The sequence below is a fragment of the Paraburkholderia fynbosensis genome, assembly GCF_902859935.1.
Taxonomy (GTDB): domain Bacteria; phylum Pseudomonadota; class Gammaproteobacteria; order Burkholderiales; family Burkholderiaceae; genus Paraburkholderia; species Paraburkholderia fynbosensis.
Window position 1 is genome coordinate 51,211 of the sequence record NZ_CADIKI010000001.1, and the last position, 23,820, is coordinate 75,030.

A 23,820-nucleotide genomic window follows, 5' to 3' on the forward strand; every position below is an offset into this window, starting at 1 on the left:
TCTCGAACGTTCCCGAGCACGTCACAGCCCGTGCGGCGAAGGCGCAGGTTAGTTCAGGCGGGCGGGTATGGTCAACGTTCGCGTATGTCATGAGCGGCCAGGTACGCCGCTCATGGCCGCTGCGGCCCCGTGCCATGTTCATCTGTGGCGGCGCCGGATTCCTTCAGGTAGTCGTCGACCGCACTGCCCACCGTGGGATGGAAGTGGCGCTCGCCAATCACATCCGTCAGCTCGAAGCGGATCAGCTTGTCGCGCACCGGATCCTTCATCTCGGCGAAATGCAGCCTGATGCCGCGCTCGCCGAGAATCCGGCTCAGTTCCCGCAGCATGTCGGCCGAAGTGACGTCGACGCTCGTCACCGGCTCCGCCGCGACGACGACCCGGCGAACCGGCGAAGGATAGGCGTCGACCGCTTCCAGAAGCCGATCCTGAAACAGCTCCGCGTTGGCGAAAAACAGCGGCGCATCCCAGCGAAACAGCAGAAGCCCCGCGGGCCGCGCGGCATGCGGATAGCGCTTGATGTCATGGTATCCGCGCAAACCGTCCACGTGACCGAGAACCGCGTAATGAGGCCGCCAGCCGTCCCAGAGAAATTCGATGATCGCGATCGCCACCGCGAGACAGATGCCAGGAATCGCGCCGAATACCGCGACGCCGGCGAAGCACGCGAGCGAGAGCCAGAACTCCCACTGCTGGATGCGATAGATGCGCTTGAGGTCCGTCACTTCGAACAGGCCGAGCGCTGCGGCAATCACGACCGCGGCAAGCGCGCTGTTGGGCAGATAGCGCATCAGATTGGGCGCCGCCAGCAGCAGCGCAGCGACGGCCAGCGCGCCGACGACGCCGGTCACTTGCGTGCGCGCGCCCGCCGCTTCGGCCACTGGCGTGCGCGAGGCGCTGCTGCTGATCGGAAACCCCTGGAAAAAACCTGCCGCGAGGTTGGCCGCACCGAGGCCCACCATCTCCTGATTCGGATCGACGCGACTGTGAAGCCGTGCGGCGAAGGTGCGCGACAGCACGCTGGTGTCGGCAAACGAGATCAACGCCACGGCGCATCCGCCGAGCAGGATCTTGACCGGGTCGGCGCCGCTGGCCCATGGCAGGACGAAAGCGGGCAAGCCTTGCGGGATTTTGCCGAGCACTTTGACGCCGGCGCTGTCGAGTTCGAACAGGTAGACGCATAGCGTCGCCAGCACCACGGCGATCAGAATGCCGGGCAGCTTGTCGAAACGTTTGAGCAGCAGGACCAGGGCGAGACTGCCCGCACCGACCGCGAGGCTGTACCAGTTGGTTTGCCCGGCGACGATGGCGTGTGTCAGGTTCAACAGGATGGCCAGAGAACCGTTGCCGTTGCCGGAGACGCCGAAGAGCCGCGGCAACTGGCTGATCAGGACGGTAATCGCGATGCCGTTCATATAGCCGTATCGAATGGGCTTGGACAGCAGTTCGGTGATGAAGCCGAGGTGCAGCAGTCCCATGACGATGCAGAACACGCCGGAGACGATCGCCAGCATACTGGCCACCGCCATCGCGCGCGACGGATCGCCCATGGCCAGCGTCACGACGACCGCGAGGATCGGCGCCGCGAGCGCGGAGTCCGGACCCACGACGAGAATCCGGCTCGGACCGAAGAGCGCATAGGCGAGCAGCGGAACGATCGTCGCGTACAGACCGACGACACCAGGGACGCCGGACGCCTCCGCATAGGCGATGCCGACCGGCACCAGCATCGTCGTCAGGACGAGTCCCGCCGCCACGTCCTTCGGCAGCCGGCTGATCTGATACCCCTTCAGCATCACGAGTCCGGGGAGCCAGCGCAGCCATCCTTGCGCGCGGTTCGCGGGATGCCCGGCAGCGGCAGTGGATGGGTCGGATAGCATGAGTTGGCTATTTACCGTCTAAGCGCGGTTGCGCATGAGAGGGATGGACGTCGCCTTTCGTTATCTATCTGAAAGAATAGTGCACAGCCGCCGAAGGTAGTAGAGGGTTCGTGTGCTGGGCCTGCCGTGAGCTGCGTCACATCGTTCGAATCCGTTCCGCCTTCCATACCGCCAGAGTATGCAAATAGTCTGAATGGGTGTTGGACTGCTTTGCGGGTTTGTTTCTAATATGGGGCTCCCGATTAAGGCCGTCCAGGAGGGCAACGAATGACAGCAACACCCGTGAAGATCGAGAGCGTGGAGACGATTCTCGTCGACGTACCGACGATCCGTGCGCACCGCCTCTCGGTCGCAACGATGAACTGCCAGACGCTCGTGCTGGTGCGCATCCGTTGCGCGGACGGCGTGGTCGGCGTGGGCGAGGGCACCACGATCGGTGGCCTCGCGTATGGCGAGGAGAGCCCGGAGAGCATCAAGGTCAACATCGACACGTATTTCGCGCCGTTGCTCAAAGGCATGGACGCAACCCGCCCCGGCGCCGCGATGGCGACACTGCGCGAACTGTTTCAAGGCAACCGCTTTGCGAAGTCCGCGCTCGAAACCGCGTTGTTCGACGCGCAGGCGCAACGCGTGGGCGTGCCGTTGTCGGAGTTGTTCGGCGGCCGCGTACGCGAATCGGTGGATGTCGCATGGACGCTCGCGAGCGGCGACACGAACCGTGATATCGACGAAGCCGAGCACGTGTACGAGACAAAACGCCATCGTGTGTTCAAGCTGAAGATCGGTTCGCGCGCGGTGGCCGACGACGTCGCGCATGTGGTCGCGATCGGGAAAGCGCTCGAAGGACGCGGTGAAGTGCGGGTCGACGTGAACCAGGCATGGACCGAATCGGAGGCGATCTGGGCGGGCCGCCGTTTCGCCGACGCCGGCGTCGCGCTGATCGAACAGCCGATCGCCGCCGAGAACCGCGCGGGCCTCAAGCGCCTGACCGATCTCGCCCAGGTGCCGATCATGGCCGACGAAGCGCTGCACGGCCCGGCGGATGCATTCGCGCTTGCGAGCGCGCGCGCCGCTGATGTCTTCGCGGTGAAGATCGCGCAATCGGGCGGCTTGAGCGGCGCCGCGCAGGTGGCCGCGATTGCGGCGGCCGCGCATATCGACCTGTATGGCGGCACGATGCTCGAAGGCGCGGTGGGCACGATCGCGTCGGCGCAACTCTTCAGTACCTTCGGCGAATTGAAGTGGGGCACCGAACTGTTCGGCCCGCTGCTGTTGACCGAAGAAATTCTCACCGAGCCGCTGCGCTACGAAAATTTTGCGCTGCACCTGCCGCAGGGTCCGGGTCTCGGCATCTCGCTCGACTGGGAGAAGATCGACCGTCTGCGGCGCGACACGCGCAAAGGCGCGAGCGTTACCGCGAAGTAATTTAGCGATCCAGAATATCAAACCAAGGAGATACCCCATGAACAAACAAGCCATCGATACGTTGCTGAAAAAGATCAACGACAGCGCCACCAGCGAAGGTAATCCGCGCACCAGGCAGATCGTGAACCGGATCGTGCAGGACCTGTTCTATACGATCGAAGATCTCGACGTGCAGCCCGACGAATTCTGGACCGCGCTGAACTATCTCGGCGACGCCGGCAAGAGCGGCGAGCTGGGCTTGCTGGCAGCGGGTCTCGGGTTCGAACATTTTCTCGATCTGCGTCTGGACGAAGCGGAAGCGAAGGCCGGAATCGAAGGCGGCACCCCGCGCACGATCGAAGGTCCGTTGTATGTCGCGGGCGCGCCGGAGTCCGTCGGCCATGCGCGGCTCGACGACGGCACCGATCCGGGGCAGACGCTCGTGATGCGCGGCCGCGTGCTCGGCGAGGACGGCCAGCCGCTCGCGAATGCGCTGGTCGAAGTGTGGCATGCGAACCATCTCGGCAATTACTCGTACTTCGACAAATCGCAGCCGGCGTTCAACCTGCGCCGCTCGATCCGCACCGATGCCGAAGGCAAATACAGCTTCCGCAGCGTCGTGCCGGTCGGCTATAGCGTGCCGCCGCAAGGTCAGACGCAATTGCTGCTCGATCAGCTCGGGCGTCACGGGCATCGTCCGGCGCATATCCACTTCTTCGTTTCCGCGCCGGGTTGCCGCAAGCTGACGACGCAGATCAACATCGACGGCGATCCGTATCTGTGGGACGACTTCGCTTTTGCGACGCGCGACGGCCTCGTGCCCGCGCTCAAGCAGGCCGAAGGCGCCGACGGGAAACCGTACGGCGTGGAAGGCAACTTCGCCCTGATCGATTTCGACTTCACGCTGTTTAACGAACGCGACAATCTGCCGGGCGCCGAAGTGGAGCGGGTGCGCGCCGAGGCTTGACGCGCCGGCGTTTTGAGAGAAGACGCCTGAACGTCGTGCAGGAATCAGTCGACCCTGGCTGGCACGGCGTGTGGCTTGCCGTGTCAGCCAGGGTCTTTCATTACCGATCATCCTATTGATCATGTATCGATCACCCGTCGAGCACGGTATCGATTAGCCGAGGAGAACAAGCATGTTGTTTCACGTCGAGATGACCGTCAATCTGCCGCAGGACATGGATGCGGAACGCGCCGCGCGTCTGAAGGCCGACGAAAAGGCGATGTCGCAACGACTTCAGCAGGAAGGCGTATGGCGGCACCTATGGCGCATTGCCGGGCGCTACGCGAATATCAGCGTGTTCGATGTGGAAAGCCCCGCGCATCTGCATGACGTGCTGAGCCAGTTGCCGCTGTTTCCGTATATGGATGTCGAAGTGCGCGCGCTGTGCCGGCACGCGTCGTCGATTCGCGACGACGACCGGTAAGCGTCGAGGAAGACAAGCAGGGAGAGACCGGCCTCAGGAAGGTGCTGCGAAGGCCGCACCTTTTGCAATTGCATGAAGCCGCTGTCAAGCAATGGCGCAATGCAGACCATGCGGTTATGCGGTCTTCGCGCGCCACGCGCAAGACCGCAACACCTCAAAGATCCAGCACCAGTACCGGCGACGTCGCGCGCGACACACAGCAGCAGATCACCTTGCCGCTCGCGCGTTCCGCTTTGCTCAGACAATGGTCGCGATGCTCGGGCGTGCCGCTCACCACGTCGATCATGCAGGTGCCACAGACGCCCTCGCCACACGACGTGTCCACTTCGATGCCGATCGACGCCAGCGCCGCCACGATGGTCGTGTCCTTGTCGACGCGCACGGTCGCGCCGCTGCTGGCGATCCGCACGTCGAACGCGTCGAGCGACGCCGCTTCACCGCTCACGGCGGTGGAAGCCGGCTCCGCCGCAAAACGTTCCAGGTGAATTGCGTGTGGCGCGACGCGCGTTTCGCCGATCGCCACCACGCGATCCATGAAAGGCGCGGGCCCGCAGGTATAGATATGCGTGCCGTCACGCGAGCCTTGCAGACAATCGCCGAGCACCGCATCGAGCTGCTCGTGCGCTACGCCGAAGTGAAACTTCACGTGATCGCTGAACGGCGAGCGCGAGAGCAACGGCAAGAACGCCGCATGCTCCGCACTGCGCGCGAAATAGTGCAGCGTGAAGCGCTGCCGCTGCTTCAGCAACCGGTAGGCCATGCTCAACAACGGCGTCACGCCGATGCCCGCGGCGACCAGAATATGTTCGTCGGCGCCGGGCGCAAGCTGGAACAGGTTGCGCGGCGCGCCGATCGTCAGTTCGCTGCCGACCGTGACCTCGTCATGCAACGCACGCGAGCCGCCGCGCGAAGCGTCTTCGCGTTTCACCGCAAACAGATGCGCGTCGCGCTGATCGGGGTCGCCGCACAACGAATATTGCCGCGTGAGCCCGGACGGGCCGACGACGTCGATGTGCGCGCCGGGTTCGTAGTGGTCGAACGGCTGGCCATCCAGACGCGAGACGCTGAACGAGCGCACGCCGTGCGCTTCGTCACGCACGCTCTCGACACGTACGTTAAAGGTGGTTCTTTCCATGATTTGCCGACAAGAAATAACGCTGCAAGGCGCACTGTCGTGAGCAGTGCGGGCGCCGCGCGCATGGGTTGCATGCGGTCGTGCGTCAAGAATAAGAACCTAGGTCGAATCAGGCAAATCGATTAAAAATGGCCAACCGGATAAATGTGGCTGATATCAACGCGATTGGCCAAACCCCGTCCGAAACGCTAGATCCCAGCCAGATGCCGCACCAGAGCCTTTTCCAGCCGCGACATCGCGTTCAGCTCGCGCATGCAGACCAGCAACTGGCGCGAGGCCCAGCTCTCGGCCAGCTCGATCGTGCGAATGCCCGGCGTGCCGCGATAGCGCCGCGCCGCCGTGGCCGGCACGATGCCGACCCCCGCACCCTGTTCGACCATGCAGCAGATGCCGTCGAATGTGCGCATGTGCGCACGATAGATTAAAGGCCGACCGGCCAGCAAAGCGCGCTCGCCGAGATACGCGTGCAATGCGCTGTCCGCACTGAGACCGATGAATTCGCGCGCGGCCACCTCCGCGAGCGCGGCACGCCGGCGCGTCGCGAGCGGGTCGTCGCGGCTCGTGATCAGCACGAGCTTGTCGACGGCAAACGCAAACGTCTGCAGTGCGCCATGTTCGACCGCATCGGAAATGATGCCGATCTCCGCGGCGCCGGTGAGCACGGCCTTGACTGTCTCGCTGCTTTGACGCTCCTTCAGATCGATCTGCACGTTCGGGTGATTGCGCAAAAAGAGGCCGATCGCCGAAGGCAGGAACTCGGTGATGGCGGCGGTATTGGTCCACAGGCGGATGCAGGCCTTGCGCCCCTCCTGATGCTCGCCCAGCTCACCCTGCATCCTTTCGATCTGCCCGAGCACGAGCCGCGCATGATGCGCGAGCGTATCGCCAGTCGGCGTGGATTCGACACCGCGGCGGCCGCGTTCGAGCAGCGGCATGCCAAGCGCGTCCTCCATGCCGCGCAGCCGGGCGCTGGCCGAGGGCAGCGACATGTTCGCGCGCGCGGCGCCGTGCGTGATGCTGCCGGTGTCGAGTACATACAGGAAGAGCCGGAGATCGATGAGGTCAAAGCGCATGAGCGTGTAGTTTGAGCAGGAGACGCTGGAGGGAATCGAGCCTTAGTCTCAGCCTAAGTCACGATACGTATCTTACGCATTGTGGACTGCGCGGCCGGGATTGAAAATCGCTCACATCACTTCAATAAAAATCGGCCGATGATCTCTTGGTTCGCAAGTTTGTTTTCAGGTCCGTTTTCGAGTCCGTTTTCGAGTCCGTTTACGGGTTCGATTGCGCTGCATGCCAGCGTGATCGCCGCGACCTTCGTCGTGGCCGGTTTCGTAAAAGGCGTGACCGGCATGGGCCTGCCCACCGTCGCAATGGGCGTGCTCGGCACGCTGATGCTGCCCGCTCAGGCGGCCGCCTTGCTGCTATTGCCGTCGTTCGTCACGAACGTCTGGCAACTGTTCGCGGGGCCGAGCGTGCGCGCGATGCTCAGGCGCTTATGGCCGATGATGGCGGGCATTGTCGGCGGCACGCTCGCGGCGGCGTCGTTCATTGCGGGGGCTGGCGGTGCATGGGCGGCCGTCGGACTCGGCGCCGCGTTGACGCTGTATGCGGCGGCCGGCTTGCTGGCGTGGCGCTTCTCGGTGCCGGCGCGGCACGAGCGCTGGCTGTCACCGGCGATCGGCGCGCTCACCGGCGTGGTCACGGGGGGCACCGGCGTGTTCGTCGTGCCGGCAGTCCCTTATCTGCAGTCGCTCGCGCTGAAGAAAGAGGACCTGGTGCAAGCGCTCGGACTGTCGTTCACCGTGTCGACCATCGCGCTCGCCATCGGACTCGCGAGCGAGCATGCCTTTGCTGCCGACGAGCTGGGTGTCTCGCTCGCCGCCGTCGCACCGGCGCTGATCGGCATGTGGATCGGCCAGCGCGTGCGCGGGCTCATCAGCGCGGCGAGCTTTCGCCGCTGGTTCTTCATCTGCCTGCTCGGACTCGGCATTCAATTGATGGCGCGTGCATTCGTTTAATGACAATGCAATGGGAACGGACAACGGAGGGAGATCGTGTTACACGTCATTCTCGATACGCTCGGTGCGCTGGCGGTGCTCGCAAGTGTCAGCGTGCAGATTGCGCTGATACGTAAGCGCTGAGTTCATTTTCCGCCATCATCTGGCCGGCCGCGCAATGCGGGCCGCCATCGTCTCGCGAGCACGCATGCGCACGCAAGCGCTGCAGCTAGATTGCCGATTGTTCGGTTCAACCGACGTATCTATTCGCCGTCAGCCGCTTTATCCCTCACGCTGACATGCCTACATTGTGTCCAGTGACAGCGCCACTGCAAATCCAGCTTCATCGACGTGAATCCCGCGAATGTTCGCGACAGCGCGTCGGCGCCAATTCCATTGAAAGGACATGATCATGAGCAAGCTCACAGGTAAAGTCGCGGTCGTAACCGGCGGATCGAAAGGCATCGGCGCGGCCATTGCGAAAGCATTGGCGGCGCAGGGCGCATCGGTGGTAGTGAACTACGCGTCCAGCAAGGCAGGCGCCGAGAGCGTCGTCGAAGCGATCACCGCGGCGGGCGGCAAGGCCATCGCGGTCGGCGGCGACGTCGCCAAGGCAGCCGACGCGCAAGGCATCATCGACACGGCGGTCGAAACCTATGGCCGTCTCGACATCCTCGTCAACAACTCGGGCGTGTATGAGTTTTCGCCGATCGAGGAGATCACCGAAGAGCACTTCCACAAGCATTTCAATGTGAACGTGCTGGGTCTGCTGTTGACCACGCAGGCGGCGGTCAAGCATCTCGGCGAAGGCGGCAGCATCGTCAACGTCAGCTCGGTGGTGAGCCGCATCACGCCGCCGGGCAGCGCGGTGTATACGGCGACCAAAGGCGCGGTGGACGGCATTACGGGCGTGCTCGCGAAGGAACTCGGTGCGCGCAAGATTCGCGTGAATTCCGTGAATCCGGGCATGGTCGCGACCGAAGGCGCGCATAGCGCGGGGATCATTGGTTCGGACCTCGAAGCATGGGCGCTCGGCACGACGCCGCTCGGACGCATCGGCCAACCTGACGATATCGCGGATGTCGTCGTGTTCCTCGCCTCAAACGATTCGCGCTGGCTGACGGGCGAGAGTCTGATTGCGAGCGGCGGCTCGCGCTGAGCGAGTTTGTCGTGCGATGGTGTGCGGTGCGGCCTGCGAAAGGACGGTGGTCGCAACCGCATGCCTGACAGTACAGCAGCAGAGAAGTACAACGCCTGGCAAGTGACTCGCCTCAAAACCCCGTCATCACCTGCCGGGCACTTCACACTTTCATCCAGCCGCAATCGCAGCCGCGCCCGGCAATTGCACCGCGAACAACGCGTCCAGCAGATTCGACCCCGGCCGCTCGGCGAGCCGCGTGAGCGACTCGATCATCTGCACCCGGCAATCCTGCAGCGGGATGATCCTGATCCGCCGTGACTCGTTGAATTCGGCGCGCGCAATCACGCCGACGCCGAGGCCTTGCGCGACCGCTTCTTCCAACGCCTCGCGCCCGTCCACGTACATCACGGGCTCCACCTGCAAAGACTCGCGCACCAGCTCGATTTCGAGCAGTTGCTGTGTGACCGATTGCGACTCGCGGAAAATCATCGGCTGTTTGACCAGTTCCGCGTAGCTCAGCCTGCGTTTCTTCGCGACCGGATCGCCGGCCGGCACCATCGCCACCAGCGGGTCGCGCCGCAACACGCGCGACTCCAGCCGGCTGTGCACTTGCGGCGCGGCGGTAATGGCCGCGTCGACCGCGCTCGCCAGCACGCGCTGCATGCAGTCCGCCGCATTGGCGATCGACAGCGTCACGACGATCCCGGGATGCAGCTTGCGAAACGCGCCGATCAGCGTGACCGCGAGATCGGGCGCATCGGCGGCCAGCGAGAGCGAGCCGGACTCCAGCCCGCCCGCCGACTCCAGTAGTTGCCGCGCGTCGCGCTCGCAACCGAGCATGTGGCGCGTCACGGCAAACAGACGCAAGCCCAGTTCGGTGGTTTCGACGCCGCGTGGACCGCGTTCGAACAGCTTGACGCCGTAATCCTGCTCCAGCCGCCGCACGTGGTCCGACACCGCCGGCTGCGTCAGCGACAACGCCTGTGCCGCTTTCGAAAACCCGCCGTGTTCCGCGACCGCATGAAACGCCCGCAATTGCGCGTATTGCACGTGTGCCTCGCCGCTCGTTTCGAGCAATAAGTTTTGACGATACCGTCATCGATTATATCGATTTTACCGATGCCATCCGGGTCTGTACTGTGTCACGCATCGACATAGCAATACCGGAGTTCCGCACATGGAAAGCGCGATCGGTCGTTCAACCTCTTCAACCGCGGCCGGCGCGCTGCCATGCGCCGCGCCTGCGAGCGGCGAACCGTATCTATTGACGCCGGGGCCGCTCACCACCGCGCGCTCGACCAAAGAAGCGATGCTGCGCGACTGGGGCTCGTGGGACGGCGATTTCCGCGCCATGACCGCGCAGTTGCGTGCGAGCCTGCTCGACATCGCGGGCGCCGGTGCGGACAACCCCGCTAGCGACTACGACTGCGTGCCGCTGCAAGGCAGCGGCAGCTATTGCGTCGAAGCGATGCTCGGCAGTCTGATGCCGCGCGATGGCCACGCGCTCGTGCTCGCGAACGGCGCGTACGGCAAACGCATCGCCACCACGCTCGGCTACCTGGGCCGCGCCTACACGCTGCTCGACAAGGGCGACTACCTGCCGCCGCGCGGCGCGGAAATCGAACGCATGCTGAATGCCGATCCGCGCATTACGCACGTGGTCGCAGTGCATTGCGAAACCAGCTCGGGGATTCTCAATCCGCTCGCGGAGATCGCCGCGGCCACCGCAAAAAAAGGCCGCAAGCTGCTGATCGATTCGATGAGCGCGTTCGGCGCCGTGCCGCTCGACGTGCGCGAGACGGCCTGCGAGGCGTTCGTGTCGTCGGCGAACAAATGCATCGAGGGCGTGCCCGGTTTCGGCTTCGTGATCGCGCGCAAGCGCGCCTTGCAGGAAGCGAAGGGCCGCAGCCATTCGCTCGCGCTCGACGTGCACGATCAATGGGACGTGATGAACCGCACCGGCCAGTGGCGCTTCACGCCGCCCACCCACACGGTGGCCGCGTTTATCGAGGCGCTGCGTCTGCACACGCTCGAAGGCGGCCAGCCTGGGCGCCTCGCGCGATACGCGAACAATCGCGACGTGCTGGTCGAGGGCATGCAGGCGCTCGGCTTCGAGCCGCTGCTGAATGCACGCTGGCGCTCGCCGATCATCGTGACGTTTTTTGCGCCGGCGCATCCGTCGTTCGAATTCGCGCGCTTTTATGAATTGATGAAACAGCAGGGTTTCATCATCTATCCAGGCAAGCTGACTGTGGCGGAGAGCTTTCGCATCGGCTGCATCGGCCAGGTCGATGAGCACGTGATGCGCCGCGTGGTGCAGGCCTGCGCCGCATCGTTGCGGGCGCTCGGCGTCGACCATGCGGCGGCGCCGGCGACGGCGCTCGAAGAACGCAAGGCGTTGGCGCAAGCGGAATGATCGATGAGGCCACCTGATGAGGATTGAAACCAATGAAACACGTTAAAGCGGTAATTTTCGACTGGGCCGGCACGGTGGTCGACTACGGTTCGCTCGCACCGATGGGTGCGTTCGTCGAGACCTTCGAGCAGTTCGGCGTTCCGATCACGATCGACGAAGCGCGCGGCCCGATGGGCATGGCCAAGCGTCCGCATATCGCCGCGCTGATGGCGTTGCCGCGCGTCGCGCGAGCCTGGACCGACAAATACGGGCACGCGCCGAACGAAGCCGACATCGACGCCATCTACGACGTGTTCGTGCCGAAGAACATCGCGGTGGCGGCGAGCTACAGCACGGTGATTCCGGGCGTAGCCGAAGTGGTGAGCGCGCTGCGCGAGGACGACATCCGCATCGGCACGACCACCGGCTATACGCGCGAGATCATCGACGAGATCGTGCCGGGCGCGGCGGCGCAGGGATTCTCGCCGGACAGCATCGTCTGCACGGGCGATACGCCCGAAGGGCGGCCGTCGCCGTACATGATCTACAGGACGCTGCCGGCGCTCGGCGTCTGGCGCGCGAAGGAGGTCATCAAGGTCGACGACACCGCGGTCGGGATCGAGGAGGGTCTCAACGCCGGGACGTGGACGGTCGGCGTTGCGGTGAGCGGCAACGCGTTCGGGATGACCGAAGCGCAGGTCAAGGCATTGTCGCCGGATGAGTTCGCGTCGCGCCGTCACGCGGCGTTCGAGAAGTTGCAGGCGGCGGGCGCGCATTATGTGATCGACAGCGTCGCCGATCTGATGCCGGTGGCGTACGACATCGACGCGCGTCTCGCGCGAGGCGAGCGGCCGTGATGCGGTGACGCCAGCTGAGCGGGATGAAGCGACCAGCCGCGCGCCATGCCCGTCAGCTCACTCGAAATATCCCACCGCCAGATCGATGAATTCCCGCACCTTGCGCGGCACGAACTCGCGGCTCGGATACACCAGCGACACCGCGACGTCGCCATTGAGCATCGTGTAGTCGCCGAGTATGCGCACCAGCGTGCCGGCGCGCAATTCGTCGGCGACCATCTCCAGCGGCAGCAACGCGATGCCCATCGCGCCCAGCGCCGCCTGTTTCTGCATGATCATGCTGTTGACCGTGAACGACGCATCGAGCGCGACGCTCTCGTCGTTGCCGCCGTCCTTGCTGAAGATCCAGCTTGGCGGGCTCGTGTCGAGTGGCGCTGCGATCACCCGATGCCCCGCGAGATCGGCAGGCCTCGCGGGCTGGCCGGCCTGCGCGAGATAGGCGGCCGACGCCACCGGCACCGCGTGCGACTTGAGCAGGCGCCGCACTACCAGCGATTCCGAGCGGATCATATGCTCGGTCACGATCCCCACGTCGAAACCGCCTTCGAGCAGATCGACGCGCTTTTCCGTCAGCGTGACACGCAGATTCACGTGCGCAAACCTGGCCTGGTACTCCGCGAACAATGGCGTGAGGCGAAACAGCGAGAAGCTGCCCAGCGCGACGATACGCAGATCGCCGGCGACTTCCTTCGAGGTCGTGGTCGCGCGTGATTCGACTTCTTCGAGCTCGGCAAGCAGCACGCGGCAACCATCGGCATACTCCGCGCCGGCCTCCGTCAGCACGACCTTGCGCGTGGTGCGCTGGAACAGGCGAATGCCGAGATGCTGTTCGAGGCTCGACACGTGGCGCGTCACGACCGAGGTCGAGACGCCGAGGTGCGCCGCGGCCTGCGCGAAGCTGCCCGCGTCGGCGACCTTGACGAATGCCTGCATGGCCTGAAAGAGATTGATCATGTGAGTGCGGGAAACGTGTTCGTGCGTGCCTGCGTGTGCGTGCGTGTGGGTGGACGCCAGTGGCGTGGGGTGTAGCGCGAGGTGCCGGCGCGGCAACGGCTGTGGCGACCGCTCCCGCCTGCGCCGTGTCGCGCGTTTCAGCCGCCCGGCTGATGCTGCGCGTGTGCGCCGGCGCGCGCGACGATCCGGCCGCTCGCCACCACGAGTCTGCGGGCCGGCCGCGCGACGATCGCATGGGCGAGCGTGTCGGCGTCCACCAGCACGAGGTCGGCGCGTGCGCCCGTCTGCAATCCGTAGTGGGTGAATCCGCAACCGCGTGCGGCCGTGCCGCTCACGCAATCGAACGCGAGCGCGAGGTCGTCATCGCGGCGCAGGTTGTAGCGCATGGCGATCAGCATCGCGCGTTCGAGCATGTCCGGCGAACCGTACGGCGTCCACGTGTCGCGAATGCCGTCGTTGCCGCCGAACAACGTGACACCCTTGTCGATGCAGGCATGCAGCGGCGGCACCGGCGTCGACGGCGGCGCGGTCGTCAGCAGCGCGACGCGCAGTTCGGCGAGGCGCGCGAGCAGCACATCACGTTCGCGCTCGGGCAGCGCGCCGAGACAGAACGCGTGACTCACCACCACCTGGCCTTGCATGCCGAGCGCCGCGACGCGGTCGAGCAGAAGACCGAGTGTGAATGCGCCGATTTCGCCGGGCTCGTGCAGATGAATGTCGATCGGCTTCTGATGACGCTGCGCGAGGCCGAACGTCAAGTCTAGCGACGCCACCGGATCGCCGTCGATCAGCGCCGGGTCGAGCGCGCCGAGCACGTCGGCGCCCGCGCTCAACGCGCGATCGAGCAACGCGTCGGTGCCCGGGCGGCCAAGCAGTCCCGATTGCGGAAACGCGACGATCTGCAGGTCGAGCACGTCGCGCAGCGCGGCGCGCGTAGCCAGCACGCCTTCGAGGTGGCGCAGACCCGCCTCGGTATCGATATCGACGTGCGTGCGCAGTCGCGTCGTGCCCGCAAGCAGAAACGCGCGGGCCAGCGCGAGCGACTGCGCGCCCGCGTCGTGGCCGCCCTGCGCGCGCCAGCGCCGTTCGTTCTCGATGCGCTCGGTCAGCTTCGGCCCGACCTCGTTGCGATACCAGCGCATGCCCCAGTGGGTCTTGTCCAGATGCGTATGACCTTCGACGAAACCAGGCAGTAGCAGCGCATCCGCACCGTCTTCGATCGCGATGCCGGGCTCGCGCGCGAGGTCCGGACCGATGGCCGCGATGCGGCCGTCGGCGAACGACACGTCCACGCGTGCGCCATCGGTCTGGCGCACGTTCGTGATGAGCCAGGCGTTCGTCGGGTTCGTCGCGTTCGTCGTACGGGAGGGGGCGGTGGTGGTCATGAGCAGGTTGACGGCAGCACGGATAAGCGCCGCGCGCGGCGGGCCGCCGGCAATGGTCAGTTGAATGAAGCGCGCTGCCCAATCGGCAGGCAAACGAAGATGGCGCGCGGCTGGCGTGTGATTGTACTTCGCGTGGCCGCGCGCCGATCGCGCCGCCGGGTTGCGCGTCGTCCGGTGCGCCGTCGAAAGCGCTCATCGCGCGCGCTCCGAAGCGCTCAAGTTTCATACGTTTATGCCGTTGACATAGGCTAATCACCTTCCGGGATCCAGCCGTGCAACTCGCTCACAGTAACGACCGTCTCTCCAGCCGGATGGCCGTCGATCCGTTCGCCCCCGGCGAACCCGAGCTGGAGTCTTCGGTCATCGAGTGGCTGTTGCACGACGACCAGGTGATGCGCGAGTGTTTTACCCATGCGGCGGAAATCCTCAAGAGCGTGACCGGCGCGGCGATCACCGCGATCACCCTGCTCGACGAGGAGTACCAGCATTACCGTGCCGAGGTCGGCATGGCGATGCCGCTCGTCACGCGGGCCCGGTCGCTCGCCGACTATGCGGTGCGCGACGAGGATCTATTCGTTATCGAAGACGCGCACGACGACAGCCGCTTCGGCGAATGCATGCTGGTGCAGCGCTATCCGTTCGTGCGCTTCTATGCGGCGATCGCGCTGCGCGCGCCGAATGGCGAGATCGTCGGCGCGTTGTGCGCGATGGACCCGTCACCCGGCCGGCTCGACGCGGGGCAGCAGGGTGTGTTCTACCATCTGCGCGCGATGATCGAAAACGATCTGAAAATGCGCACGGCCACCGCGATCGATCCGCTCACGCAGTTGTACAACCGGCGCTTTCTGCTCGAGAGCATCGCGCGGCGCTGGAAGGAAGCGCGGGACGGCGACGTGATGGGGTCGGTGGTGGTCGACGTCGACTGGTTCAAGCAATACAACGACACCTACGGCCACCAGGCCGGCGATCATTGTCTGCGCAAAGTGGCTTCCGTGATGCAAGCGGCGGCCGATGGCGAACGCATCGTCGTCGGACGCATGGGTGGCGAAGAGTTCGGACTGCTGGTGCTGCACGCGGAGGCTGCAGCGCTTGCCGATACGCTCGAAACGCTGCGGCAGGGCGTCGTCGATCTGGCGATCGAGCATCGCGCCTCGCCGCTCGGCGTGGTGTCGGTGAGCGTGGGGGCGTCGTTGACACGCATCAGCGAGCACGCGCGGCCCGCGCATCGCGATGGCTTCGCGAGCGCGGACCGCGCGTTATATCGTTCGAAGCATGGCGGCAGGAACCAGGTGACGATGGCGTAGGGCGCAGCACTTCGCTGGTGAAGGCGTTCGGTGAACGGCCGCGCACGAGGCGAGCGGCGCGTCCATCAGCCATCCTGAAGATTGGCGTAAATCTGGCTCACCCAGTCGGCGAACACACGCACCTTCGCGCTGTAGCGCCGGCTCGGCGGATACGCGAGATAAACCTGCAGCGGCGCGGGCCGCCAGTCGGTGAGAATCGGCACGAGTTCGCCGCGCGCAATCGCCGGGCGCACCATGAAATCGAGCGTGTGCACGATACCGAGGCCCGCCAGCGCAGTCGCGAGATGCGCGTTGCTTTCGCTCACCAGCACCGTACTGCGCACGTCGCCCAGCACGATCGACTCGCCGTCCCTGTCGAAGCGCAACGGTTGCGTGACACCGCTGCTCGCGGAAAAGTAACCGACGACCGCGTGCCCGTCATCGACGATCTGCTGCGGGTGCAACGGTCTGCCATGCGCGGCCAGATATGCCGGGCTTGCGCAGGTGGTCCAGCGCAGCGTGCCGATCGCGTGCGTGACGAGCGCGGGGTCGTCCGCGGTGCTGCGAATCGCGCAATCGATGTTCTCGGCAATCAGGTCGGCGGTGCGGTCCGTCACGCTCAACTGCAGCTGAATGTCCGGATAACGCGCGCAAAACGCCGGCAGTGCGGGAATCAGAATGCCGCTCGCGGTCGAGCCGCCGGTGTCGACGCGCAACGCGCCGCGCGGATTCGCGCGGTCGCGTCCCAACGTGGCCTCGATATCGTCGAGTTCGGTGAGCAACGGCTGAATGCGTTCGTAATAGGCAACGCCCTCGGTCGTGACGTTGACGCTGCGCGTGCTGCGTTCGAGCAGCTTCACACCGAGGTGGTCTTCGAGCGAACGGACCCACTTGCTCACGGTCGCGTTGGGCATCTGCATCGATTGCGCTGCGCGGCTGAATCCGCCGGTTTCTACGACCCGGGCGAAGATGCGGATGGCTTGCAGGTGATCCATGAGACCTCTGGCTTCGGGTGATTATCCACAGCAGTGAATAAAGAAACCACAGGATACGTATTTATCTCCACTTGTGCCTGAAATAAGCTGTCGTCACTGGGTCAGCCGACCTCACACATCACGGAGCGAGCCATGAATCAGTCCATGCAAGGAAACATCCACACCACCAAACATGCCGGCAAGATCGTACTGGTCACCGGCGGCAGCAGCGGCATCGGCCTTGCCGCCGCGACCCGTTTCGCCCGGGAAGGCGCGACGGTCTACATTACCGGCCGGCGTCAGGCGGAACTCGACGAAGCGGTGGAGCGCATCGGGCACGGCGCGGTCGCGATTCGCGCCGACATTTCGTCGGCCGCCGATCTCGACCGGATGTTCAGCACGGTGCAGGCCGCCCATCAGCGGCTCGACATTCTGTTTGCGAATGCGGGCGGCGGCGAGTTCTCACCGCTGGGCGAAATCACTGAAACGCAGTTCGACAAGTACTTCGACATCAACGTCAAAGGCACGCTGTTCACGGTGCAAAAAGCGTTGCCATTGATGCCGCGCGGCAGCGCGATCGTGCTCACGGGCTCGGTCACCTCGATTCAGGGCGTCCCGGCGTTCGGCGTGTACGCGGCGACCAAGGCGGCATTGCGTTCGTTTGCGCGCACCTGGGCATCGGATCTCAAGGGCCGCGATATTCGTGTGAACGTGGTCGCGCCCGGGGTGGTGGTCACGCCCGCGTACAAGTCGGAGCTGCACATGAGCGACGAGCAGATCGACGCGTACCGGCAGCATGTCAGCGCGACCACGCCGCTCGGCCGTGTCGGCGAACCGGACGAAATCGCGAAGGCCGTCTCGTTCCTCGCCTCGGACGACGCGAGCTACATCACGGGAATCGAGTTGTTCGTCGACGGCGGGATGGTGCAGGTTTAATCGGCAGGGCAACACGAAGACCGACATAGCGTGAAGAGGGCCGGGATAACCGGCCTTTTTTACATGCGGCGGCAGGTGCAACGCTGCCGGATCGAGCAGGAGCGACTAAATCGGCAACGCGTGCAATGGGTGCAGGAAAATGGCGGACCCGGCATGCCGCTTTCCGGCCACGCATAAGGTTTCCTTAAGGTGTAGTTGTTTACATAGTCGGCGGGAGCGCGGGTATCGGTCGGCGCCGCGCATCGAAAACCGCGGAGAAAACAACGATGCCCAACGAGAGAAAGCGTGGCGGCAAACAGGGCTGCAAGCGCAACCTGCAGGTCGAGAAGACGCTTTACAAATCGATCTATCAGATAGAGTTGGCGCGCGGCAGTTCGTACATTGCCAGCACGTGCAGCCCGGCGACGCAGCGCATCGCGATTACCGAGGTGTTTCAGGAATTTCACCTGCGATACGGTCCCGACACGGTGAGCATCTTTCGCGAACTGTTGGCGGAAAGCCTGAGGCAGCGCAACAATCTACCGGCGGCGCAGGCCGTCCTGAGTTTCGAGGCGTGTTGATTGCGAGGGGGAGGGCAGTCGAGCCGAGGCGTTCAACTGGCCCCAATGCGGCCGTGACGCTACGTAAAAGCCGCGAGCCTCAACTTGCGATCAGCTTCAGCCCCACCGGCAACGACTCGCCGAACACGCGGCCTTCGTCTGCGTTGTCGAGCTCGACGCTCTCGCTCACCATCGTGATCCACGCGCGCGGCGCACTGGCTGCTTCGAGCCGGCGTACGACCGTCTGACGCAACTCGTCGGGCAGATCGCGTGAGCGGTCACCGGTCATGCGCGCGATCTGCACGGCGGCGAACGCCGCAGGGTCGACTTTCTTCCAGTCGAGCGCGAGGATCGTGGTCAGCCATGGTCCGGCGATCTCCGGCGGCACGACGCTATGCGCGCTGCCGTAGAACGGGCGCCGCGCGCCAATGCGCCCGACCGCCCACCAGCTCTGATGATTTTCAGCGGGCTTCTTCAGCCGCGTCAGCACCGACTCGCCGAGTTCGATCTTGCGTTCGACCGGAATGCGTTCGAGCGACGCGCTCAATCTAACCATATCGGCGAGGCCTGTTTTCGCGACATCGAACGGCAGCTTGTGACGCGACTGCGCGGCCGTCTGCAGGTACGCCATCGCATCGAGCACGCGCAGTTGCGCGCTCTCGCCGAGGCCGCCCGCGGCGCGGCGCCAGAGCGTCCACCACTCCGACCAGACCTGGCTGTCGTTGACGTATTGAATGCCGTCGTCGAACAGCGACCACAGCTGTTCGACGCGCCATTCATCGAGCGGATAGCCGAAGCCAGGCCGCACGCAATAGCCGGCGAGATTCAGCCAGAGCCGTTCGTGATCCGCGGAACGGCGGCGGCGCCGCGCGCGTTCCCACAGCGCGCCGAACAGTTCGCGCAGCAACGCGCTGTTCCAGCTTTCGCGCGGGCCGAGCAACTGTTCGAGTTGCGAGCGCAGCCGTTTGACTTCTTTCGGGTCGACGTTTTGCGCACGCGAACCGAAGCAGCGGTCGATCTGTTCGATCGCGCGCTCGGCCGCCGGATGACGGGCCGAGGCGGAGTCGGCGGGGAGATGCACTCGCGCGTCCTCGCCGCGCAACTGGAATTCGAGCAGCCAGCGCTGCGCAGGATCGTCGCGTTCGATGCAGTGCACGTCGAGCGTGCCCACTTCGGTGAGCGACGTGGCGATCCGTACGAGGGTTTCGCGCGCGTTGCGCTCGCCGCGCGGTTGCACGACGGTGGCGATCGGCGGCAGGCGCACGAAGTCGCCGTCCGCCAGATCGATCAGTTCGCCGGCCTGATAAACCGTGTCCGCGCTCGAGGACACCAGATGAAAGCGCACCGGATGTCCGAGGCGCAATGCGAAGGTCCGATCGGCGATCAGGATCTCGTGGCCTTCTTCGGTGCCGCGCGGCAGCAGGCAGATGCCGCGTTGCGCGGGTTCGGCCGTGGACTTGCCGTCGGCGCCGCCGTCGAGCACGAGGAAGTAGCTGCGCGGCGAGCCGCCGCCGATTTTCGGCGCGTTGCCCGCGCGCGCCAGCGAATACGCGACCGCGCCGCGCGCGACGGCCACATCGGGATTGTCGTTGTGCAGCACGTTGAGCGGGGCGCCGCGCCACATGCCGAGGGTATCGGCGAGACGTTGCGTGAGCGCTTGCGCACGGAAGACGCCGCCGTTCAGGAGAAGGGTGTCGGGTACGGGAAGGGCCTCGTCGGTGCCTGCGCCGCCGCTGGGTGCGCCGTTTTCACCGGATGCACCGCCGACGTCAGGGGCGCCGCCTGCGCGAAAACGCGTGCTCTCATCAGCCCCGCTACCCAGCGCCTTGCGCGACTGCGCCGCGAACCGGCTCAAAAACGCCGCGATATGCCGCGTGACCGCTGCATCGGTCGCATAGGGCAGGCCGAACTCGACGATCGCGCCGCGCGGCCTGCCTGGCCGTTCGTGCGACGCCACCGCCGGAAAAAACCCCTCGACGATGACGCGCTCGACCTCGTCACGCGTCACTTGCGCGGTACGTGCACCGCCGATCAGCTTCGACCCCGCGCCGAGCAACGTGATCGAAGCCGAATCGGGCGCCTGCGGGCCGAGCAGTTGTTCTTTCGCGCTGCGGCAGCGCTCGACCAGCTGCGACAGGCTCGCCGCCGATAAACGTGAATTCGGCGTGCGCGCATCGCCACCCGGCAGCCGTGCCTCGACCAGATGCGCGAGCGCAAGATCCATATTGTCGCCGCCGAGCATCAGATGATTACCCACGCCGATGCGCGTGAGTTGCGGCTCGCCGTCTTTCATGCCCACTTCGATCAGCGTGAGGTCGGTGGTGCCGCCGCCGACGTCACAGATCAGCACGAGGCGCGTGTGCGCGAGCTCGCTCGCAAGCTGCTCGCGATGATGAAACAGCCAGTCGTAGAACGCCGCCTGCGGCTCTTCGAGCAGCCGCAGCTCAGGCAGACCGGCGAGACGCGCCGCTTCGACGGTCAGCGCGCGCGCACCTTCGTCGAACGACGCCGGCACCGTGAGCACGACGTCCTGCTGTTCGAGCGGAGCGTCGGGGAAGCGTTGATTCCACGCGGCGCGCACGTGCGCGAGATAACTCGCGCTCGCGTCGACGGGCGAGACTTTGCGGACATCGTCGGCGGCGCCCCACGGCAGGATCGGCGCCACACGGTCGACCGACGCGTGCGACAGCCAGCTTTTCGCGCTCGTCACGAGCCGCCCCGGCACCTGCGCGCCCAGCACGCGCGCGAGCCGGCCGATCACGACGGGCGGCGGCGCGTGCGCGGCTGCGCGATCCGCCGTGGACCACGGCAATTGCAGATCGCCCGCGCTCAGCTCGCCCGCGCCCGCGTGATAGCGCACCGAGGGCAGCAGCGGCCGCGCGGCGACCTCGCCGGGACTCACCAATTGCTCGATCTCGAACACCCGGATCAGCGCAGCGCCGTCCTGTGCGCCGGCCTGCGCATAGGCGAGCACCGTGTTGCTGGTGCCCAGATCGATGCCGACGCTGTAGCGCTTCATCTCGCTCACGCAGGCACGTTACGCCGACGCGCTGCCGCGCACGTCGAACTCGACTTTCCAGCGTTCGTCGGAGCCGCGCGGCATCGCTTCCAGTTCGAGCGTGCCCGCTTCGGTGACGCGCGCATGCAGCTTCACCGGCACGACTTCACCGGCGGTACGGCCGGCGGCGGGCAGCGTCGCCTGGATTTCCTCGAGTTCCTGCAATTCCTCGGGACCCCAGAAGTCGAGCAGCGTGCCGACCTGATCCTGACGACGCACCGACGACCCGAAGAAGCGGAAGTGCACCGGCTCGCCAACCACGAGACCGAATTCCTGCGCGGGCAACTCAGCCTCGGTGCCTTCCTCCATGCCGAACGGCGCGACGCACAGCGCCTGCACCGGCGGCTCGAGCCCGGGCACGGCCGGCATCGCCGATTCGATTGCGATGTAGTACGCGCGCGCGGTGCCGCCGCGAATCCGCACGCCCTGGCCGCGTCGCACGTAGCCGTAGTAGGCCGCGCCGCGCGCGACCGCGAGATCGAGGTCCGCGCCTTCGAGCAGGCGCGCCGGCGCCGCGCCTTCCGCCGTGAGCCATTGGTTGAGCGTGCCCATGATGCGCTCGACCAGCAGCGGCGACTTGAACACGCCGCCGTTGAACAGCACGGCGGTGGGGTGCAGGAAGCTCGCGCCTTCGACCGCGTGATCGCGCAAGCCTTCGATTTCGGCAAGCGCGCCGACCTGACGGCCGAGGAACGCCGCCAAATGCCGCGTGATGCCCGCGTCCTGCGCGTACGGCAAGCCGAGTTGCGTCAGACCGACGCGCGCGCGGCTGACCGGCCGGGCCGCGCTGTCCACCTGCGGGAAGAAGCCTTCGAGGATCGTCTGCGTCAACTCCGCGCGCGTCAGTTCGGTGCGGATCGAGCCGCCGATCAGCTTCGAGCCGCGGCTCGGCACGACGAGCGGCACCGCATCGGTGGCGGGGTCGCTGAGCAGCGTTTCCTTGGCCGAGCGGCACGCGTAGGTGAGGGCGCGCAGTTGCCACGCGTCGGCCTGGGTGCCTTGGGCCGCGAGCTTGCGCGCGACCACGTGTGCGAGCGCGAGGTCCATGTTGTCGCCGCCGAGCAGGATGTGTTCGCCGACCGCGATGCGATGCAGTTCGAGATTGCCGTCGCGCTCGATCACCGCGATCAGCGAGAGGTCGGTCGTGCCGCCGCCCACGTCGACCACGAGGATGATGTCGCCGACCTTGACCTGCTTGCGCCAGCCGCCGGCGCTCTTCTGAATCCAGCTATAGAGCGCGGCTTGCGGTTCCTCGAGCAGCGTCATGCGGCTAAAGCCCGCAGCCTCGGCGGCTTCGGCGGTCAACTCGCGCGCGGCCGGATCGAACGAGGCGGGGATCGTCACCGTGATGTCCTGGTCGGCAAACGGCGCGTCCGGATGTGCGTGGTCCCAGGCTTCGCGCAGGTGCGTCAGATAGCGCACCGAGCTTTCGAGCGGCGACACGCGCGCGACTTCGGGCGGTGCGTCGTTGGGCAGAATCGCCGCGCGGCGATCGACGCCCGGATGGCACAGCCAGCTCTTCGCGCTCGACACGAGCCGGATCGGCGTGGCCGCGCCGCGGCTGCGGGCGAACTCGCCGACCGCGAACTCGCGCTGGCCGGTCCAAGGCAGATAGAGATCGCCCGAGGCCAGTTCGTCCGGATGCGGCAGATAGAGGAAGGAGGGCAGCAGATCGAGGTTATCGATGGCGCCGGGGCCGGTCAGTTGGGCGATCGGCAGCACGCCCTGGGTGGTTTTTTCGCCGTCGCTCGCGCTCGTGTCCACGTAGGACAGCGCGCAGTGCGTAGTGCCGAGGTCGATGCCGATCGAATAGCGTGCGTCGCTCACAGTTCCACCTCCGCCGGTGCGATGACCTTGGCGTTGTGGCTCTCGGCGACTTTCGGCAGACGAACCTCGTCGACGCGCCAGCCGCGATGGCTGATGCTGCCGTTGAACGGCGCTTTTCCGACGACATTTCCGGTCAGGCGGATCGAACTCGCGTCGAAACCTTCGACGAGCGTGACGCGCGCGCCTTCGGCTTCGTCGCGCACCGGGCGGATCGTGAAATGCTCGCGCAGCGTCGCGCGGCAGCCGTCGTGGACGAGGCGCGCGGCGGCGCCGATGTCGGCGTCGCTGTAGTTCTTGATGTCTTCTTCGACGAAATCGATGAAGCGCGCGTCGCGTTGCAGCAGGCCGAGCAGTTGCAGCGCGGCATCGGGGCTGGCTTCCTTTAGCGTTGGGGCGGGTTGCGGCGCGGGAGCCGGGGTCGGTGCCTGCGTCGGCGCACTTGCGCCCGCGGTTTCGCCCAGGGTTTCGCCTCTACGCAGACGCAGCACGCCGGCGGCGAATTCGCCATCGCCGAGGATGCTGAAAAACGTGCCGACGGCAAGTGAAATCCTGCCGAGGAAGGATGGGTTCGAATCGGTCATAAATGCTCCTGAGGTGCTCTGTTAAAGGACGAGCTGTCCTG

Annotated in this window: 20 protein-coding genes; 10 read left to right on the forward strand and 10 right to left on the reverse strand. The window is 65.5% G+C overall.

Features of this window, described 5'->3' with window-relative positions; all coding sequences use genetic code 11:
• Positions 1 to 110 precede the first annotated feature (110 nt).
• On the reverse strand, positions 111 to 1,880 hold the full coding sequence (locus HV770_RS00250) for a SulP family inorganic anion transporter (protein WP_175157572.1): 1,770 nt from the start codon (positions 1,878 to 1,880) through the stop codon (positions 111 to 113).
• 267 nt (positions 1,881 to 2,147) lie between these two features.
• On the opposite strand from HV770_RS00250, the gene HV770_RS00255 reads away from it, so the two are divergent.
• From HV770_RS00255 to catC, 3 genes are all read left to right on the forward strand, one after another.
• The gene (locus HV770_RS00255; RefSeq protein WP_175157573.1) at positions 2,148 to 3,305 is read left to right on the forward strand and encodes a muconate/chloromuconate family cycloisomerase; all 1,158 of its coding nucleotides are present in this window, start codon (positions 2,148 to 2,150) and stop codon (positions 3,303 to 3,305) included.
• Between the two features lie 37 nt (positions 3,306 to 3,342).
• Positions 3,343 to 4,251: a catechol 1,2-dioxygenase gene (gene catA, locus HV770_RS00260; protein ID WP_175157574.1), complete on the forward strand. Its 909-nt coding sequence runs from the start codon at positions 3,343 to 3,345 to the stop codon at positions 4,249 to 4,251.
• 172 nt (positions 4,252 to 4,423) lie between these two features.
• Positions 4,424 to 4,714 (forward strand): muconolactone Delta-isomerase, encoded by a 291-nt coding sequence (gene catC / locus HV770_RS00265; protein WP_175157575.1) that lies wholly within the window; start codon positions 4,424 to 4,426, stop codon positions 4,712 to 4,714.
• A 154-nt stretch (positions 4,715 to 4,868) separates the two neighbouring features.
• Here catC and HV770_RS00270 read toward each other — a convergent pair whose 3' ends face one another.
• Both HV770_RS00270 and HV770_RS00275 read right to left on the reverse strand, forming a co-directional pair.
• Entirely contained in the window at positions 4,869 to 5,849 is a 981-nt protein-coding gene (locus HV770_RS00270) for a PDR/VanB family oxidoreductase (RefSeq protein ID WP_175157576.1), read from the reverse strand.
• A gap of 188 nt (positions 5,850 to 6,037) precedes the next feature.
• Positions 6,038 to 6,922: a LysR family transcriptional regulator gene (locus HV770_RS00275; protein ID WP_175157577.1), complete on the reverse strand. Its 885-nt coding sequence runs from the start codon at positions 6,920 to 6,922 to the stop codon at positions 6,038 to 6,040.
• Positions 6,923 to 7,060: 138 nt separating this feature from the next.
• On the opposite strand from HV770_RS00275, the gene HV770_RS00280 reads away from it, so the two are divergent.
• Both HV770_RS00280 and HV770_RS00285 read left to right on the forward strand, forming a co-directional pair.
• The gene (locus HV770_RS00280) at positions 7,061 to 7,870 is read left to right on the forward strand and encodes a sulfite exporter TauE/SafE family protein (protein WP_175157578.1); all 810 of its coding nucleotides are present in this window, start codon (positions 7,061 to 7,063) and stop codon (positions 7,868 to 7,870) included.
• A gap of 391 nt (positions 7,871 to 8,261) precedes the next feature.
• On the forward strand, positions 8,262 to 9,008 hold the full coding sequence (locus HV770_RS00285) for a glucose 1-dehydrogenase (protein ID WP_175157579.1): 747 nt from the start codon (positions 8,262 to 8,264) through the stop codon (positions 9,006 to 9,008).
• Between the two features lie 150 nt (positions 9,009 to 9,158).
• Here the strand turns inward: HV770_RS00285 and HV770_RS00290 are convergent, their stop codons facing one another.
• Positions 9,159 to 10,040, reverse strand: coding sequence for a LysR substrate-binding domain-containing protein (locus HV770_RS00290; RefSeq protein WP_175157580.1), 882 nt, complete (start codon positions 10,038 to 10,040; stop codon positions 9,159 to 9,161).
• A gap of 127 nt (positions 10,041 to 10,167) precedes the next feature.
• On the opposite strand from HV770_RS00290, the gene HV770_RS00295 reads away from it, so the two are divergent.
• Together HV770_RS00295 and phnX are read left to right on the forward strand one after the other, a co-directional pair.
• Positions 10,168 to 11,406 (forward strand): 2-aminoethylphosphonate--pyruvate transaminase, encoded by a 1,239-nt coding sequence (locus HV770_RS00295; protein ID WP_175157581.1) that lies wholly within the window; start codon positions 10,168 to 10,170, stop codon positions 11,404 to 11,406.
• A 32-nt stretch (positions 11,407 to 11,438) separates the two neighbouring features.
• Positions 11,439 to 12,242 (forward strand): phosphonoacetaldehyde hydrolase, encoded by an 804-nt coding sequence (phnX, locus tag HV770_RS00300; RefSeq protein WP_175157582.1) that lies wholly within the window; start codon positions 11,439 to 11,441, stop codon positions 12,240 to 12,242.
• A 57-nt stretch (positions 12,243 to 12,299) separates the two neighbouring features.
• Here phnX and HV770_RS00305 read toward each other — a convergent pair whose 3' ends face one another.
• A complete protein-coding gene (locus HV770_RS00305; protein WP_175157583.1) occupies positions 12,300 to 13,196 on the reverse strand; it encodes a LysR family transcriptional regulator in 897 nt (298 codons plus the stop codon).
• Positions 13,197 to 13,333: 137 nt separating this feature from the next.
• Positions 13,334 to 14,581: an amidohydrolase family protein gene (locus HV770_RS00310; RefSeq protein WP_175157584.1), complete on the reverse strand. Its 1,248-nt coding sequence runs from the start codon at positions 14,579 to 14,581 to the stop codon at positions 13,334 to 13,336.
• A gap of 272 nt (positions 14,582 to 14,853) precedes the next feature.
• Between HV770_RS00310 and HV770_RS00315 the strand changes: the two genes are divergently transcribed.
• The gene (locus HV770_RS00315) at positions 14,854 to 15,885 is read left to right on the forward strand and encodes a diguanylate cyclase (protein WP_246290654.1); all 1,032 of its coding nucleotides are present in this window, start codon (positions 14,854 to 14,856) and stop codon (positions 15,883 to 15,885) included.
• Between the two features lie 65 nt (positions 15,886 to 15,950).
• Here HV770_RS00315 and HV770_RS00320 read toward each other — a convergent pair whose 3' ends face one another.
• Positions 15,951 to 16,859, reverse strand: a complete 909-nt coding sequence (locus tag HV770_RS00320) for a LysR family transcriptional regulator (protein ID WP_175157585.1) — start codon at positions 16,857 to 16,859, stop codon at positions 15,951 to 15,953.
• A gap of 132 nt (positions 16,860 to 16,991) precedes the next feature.
• Between HV770_RS00320 and HV770_RS00325 the strand changes: the two genes are divergently transcribed.
• Together HV770_RS00325 and HV770_RS00330 are read left to right on the forward strand one after the other, a co-directional pair.
• Positions 16,992 to 17,774: a glucose 1-dehydrogenase gene (locus tag HV770_RS00325; RefSeq protein ID WP_175157586.1), complete on the forward strand. Its 783-nt coding sequence runs from the start codon at positions 16,992 to 16,994 to the stop codon at positions 17,772 to 17,774.
• A 266-nt stretch (positions 17,775 to 18,040) separates the two neighbouring features.
• Positions 18,041 to 18,334: a hypothetical protein gene (locus HV770_RS00330; RefSeq protein ID WP_175157587.1), complete on the forward strand. Its 294-nt coding sequence runs from the start codon at positions 18,041 to 18,043 to the stop codon at positions 18,332 to 18,334.
• 79 nt (positions 18,335 to 18,413) lie between these two features.
• Here the strand turns inward: HV770_RS00330 and HV770_RS00335 are convergent, their stop codons facing one another.
• Genes HV770_RS00335 through HV770_RS00345 form a run of 3 tightly spaced genes read right to left on the reverse strand, consistent with a single transcriptional unit; the run spans position 18,414 to position 23,779 of the window.
• On the reverse strand, positions 18,414 to 21,341 hold the full coding sequence (locus HV770_RS00335; RefSeq protein WP_175157588.1) for an Hsp70 family protein: 2,928 nt from the start codon (positions 21,339 to 21,341) through the stop codon (positions 18,414 to 18,416).
• 9 nt (positions 21,342 to 21,350) lie between these two features.
• Positions 21,351 to 23,198 carry an Hsp70 family protein gene (locus HV770_RS00340; RefSeq protein ID WP_175157589.1) on the reverse strand — a complete coding sequence of 616 codons (1,848 nt, stop codon included), beginning with the start codon at positions 23,196 to 23,198 and terminating at the stop codon, positions 21,351 to 21,353.
• Entirely contained in the window at positions 23,195 to 23,779 is a 585-nt protein-coding gene (locus tag HV770_RS00345; RefSeq protein WP_175157590.1) for a DUF2760 domain-containing protein, read from the reverse strand. The genes HV770_RS00340 and HV770_RS00345 overlap by 4 nt, the downstream gene beginning before the upstream one ends.
• Between the last annotated feature and the right edge of the window lie 41 nt (positions 23,780 to 23,820).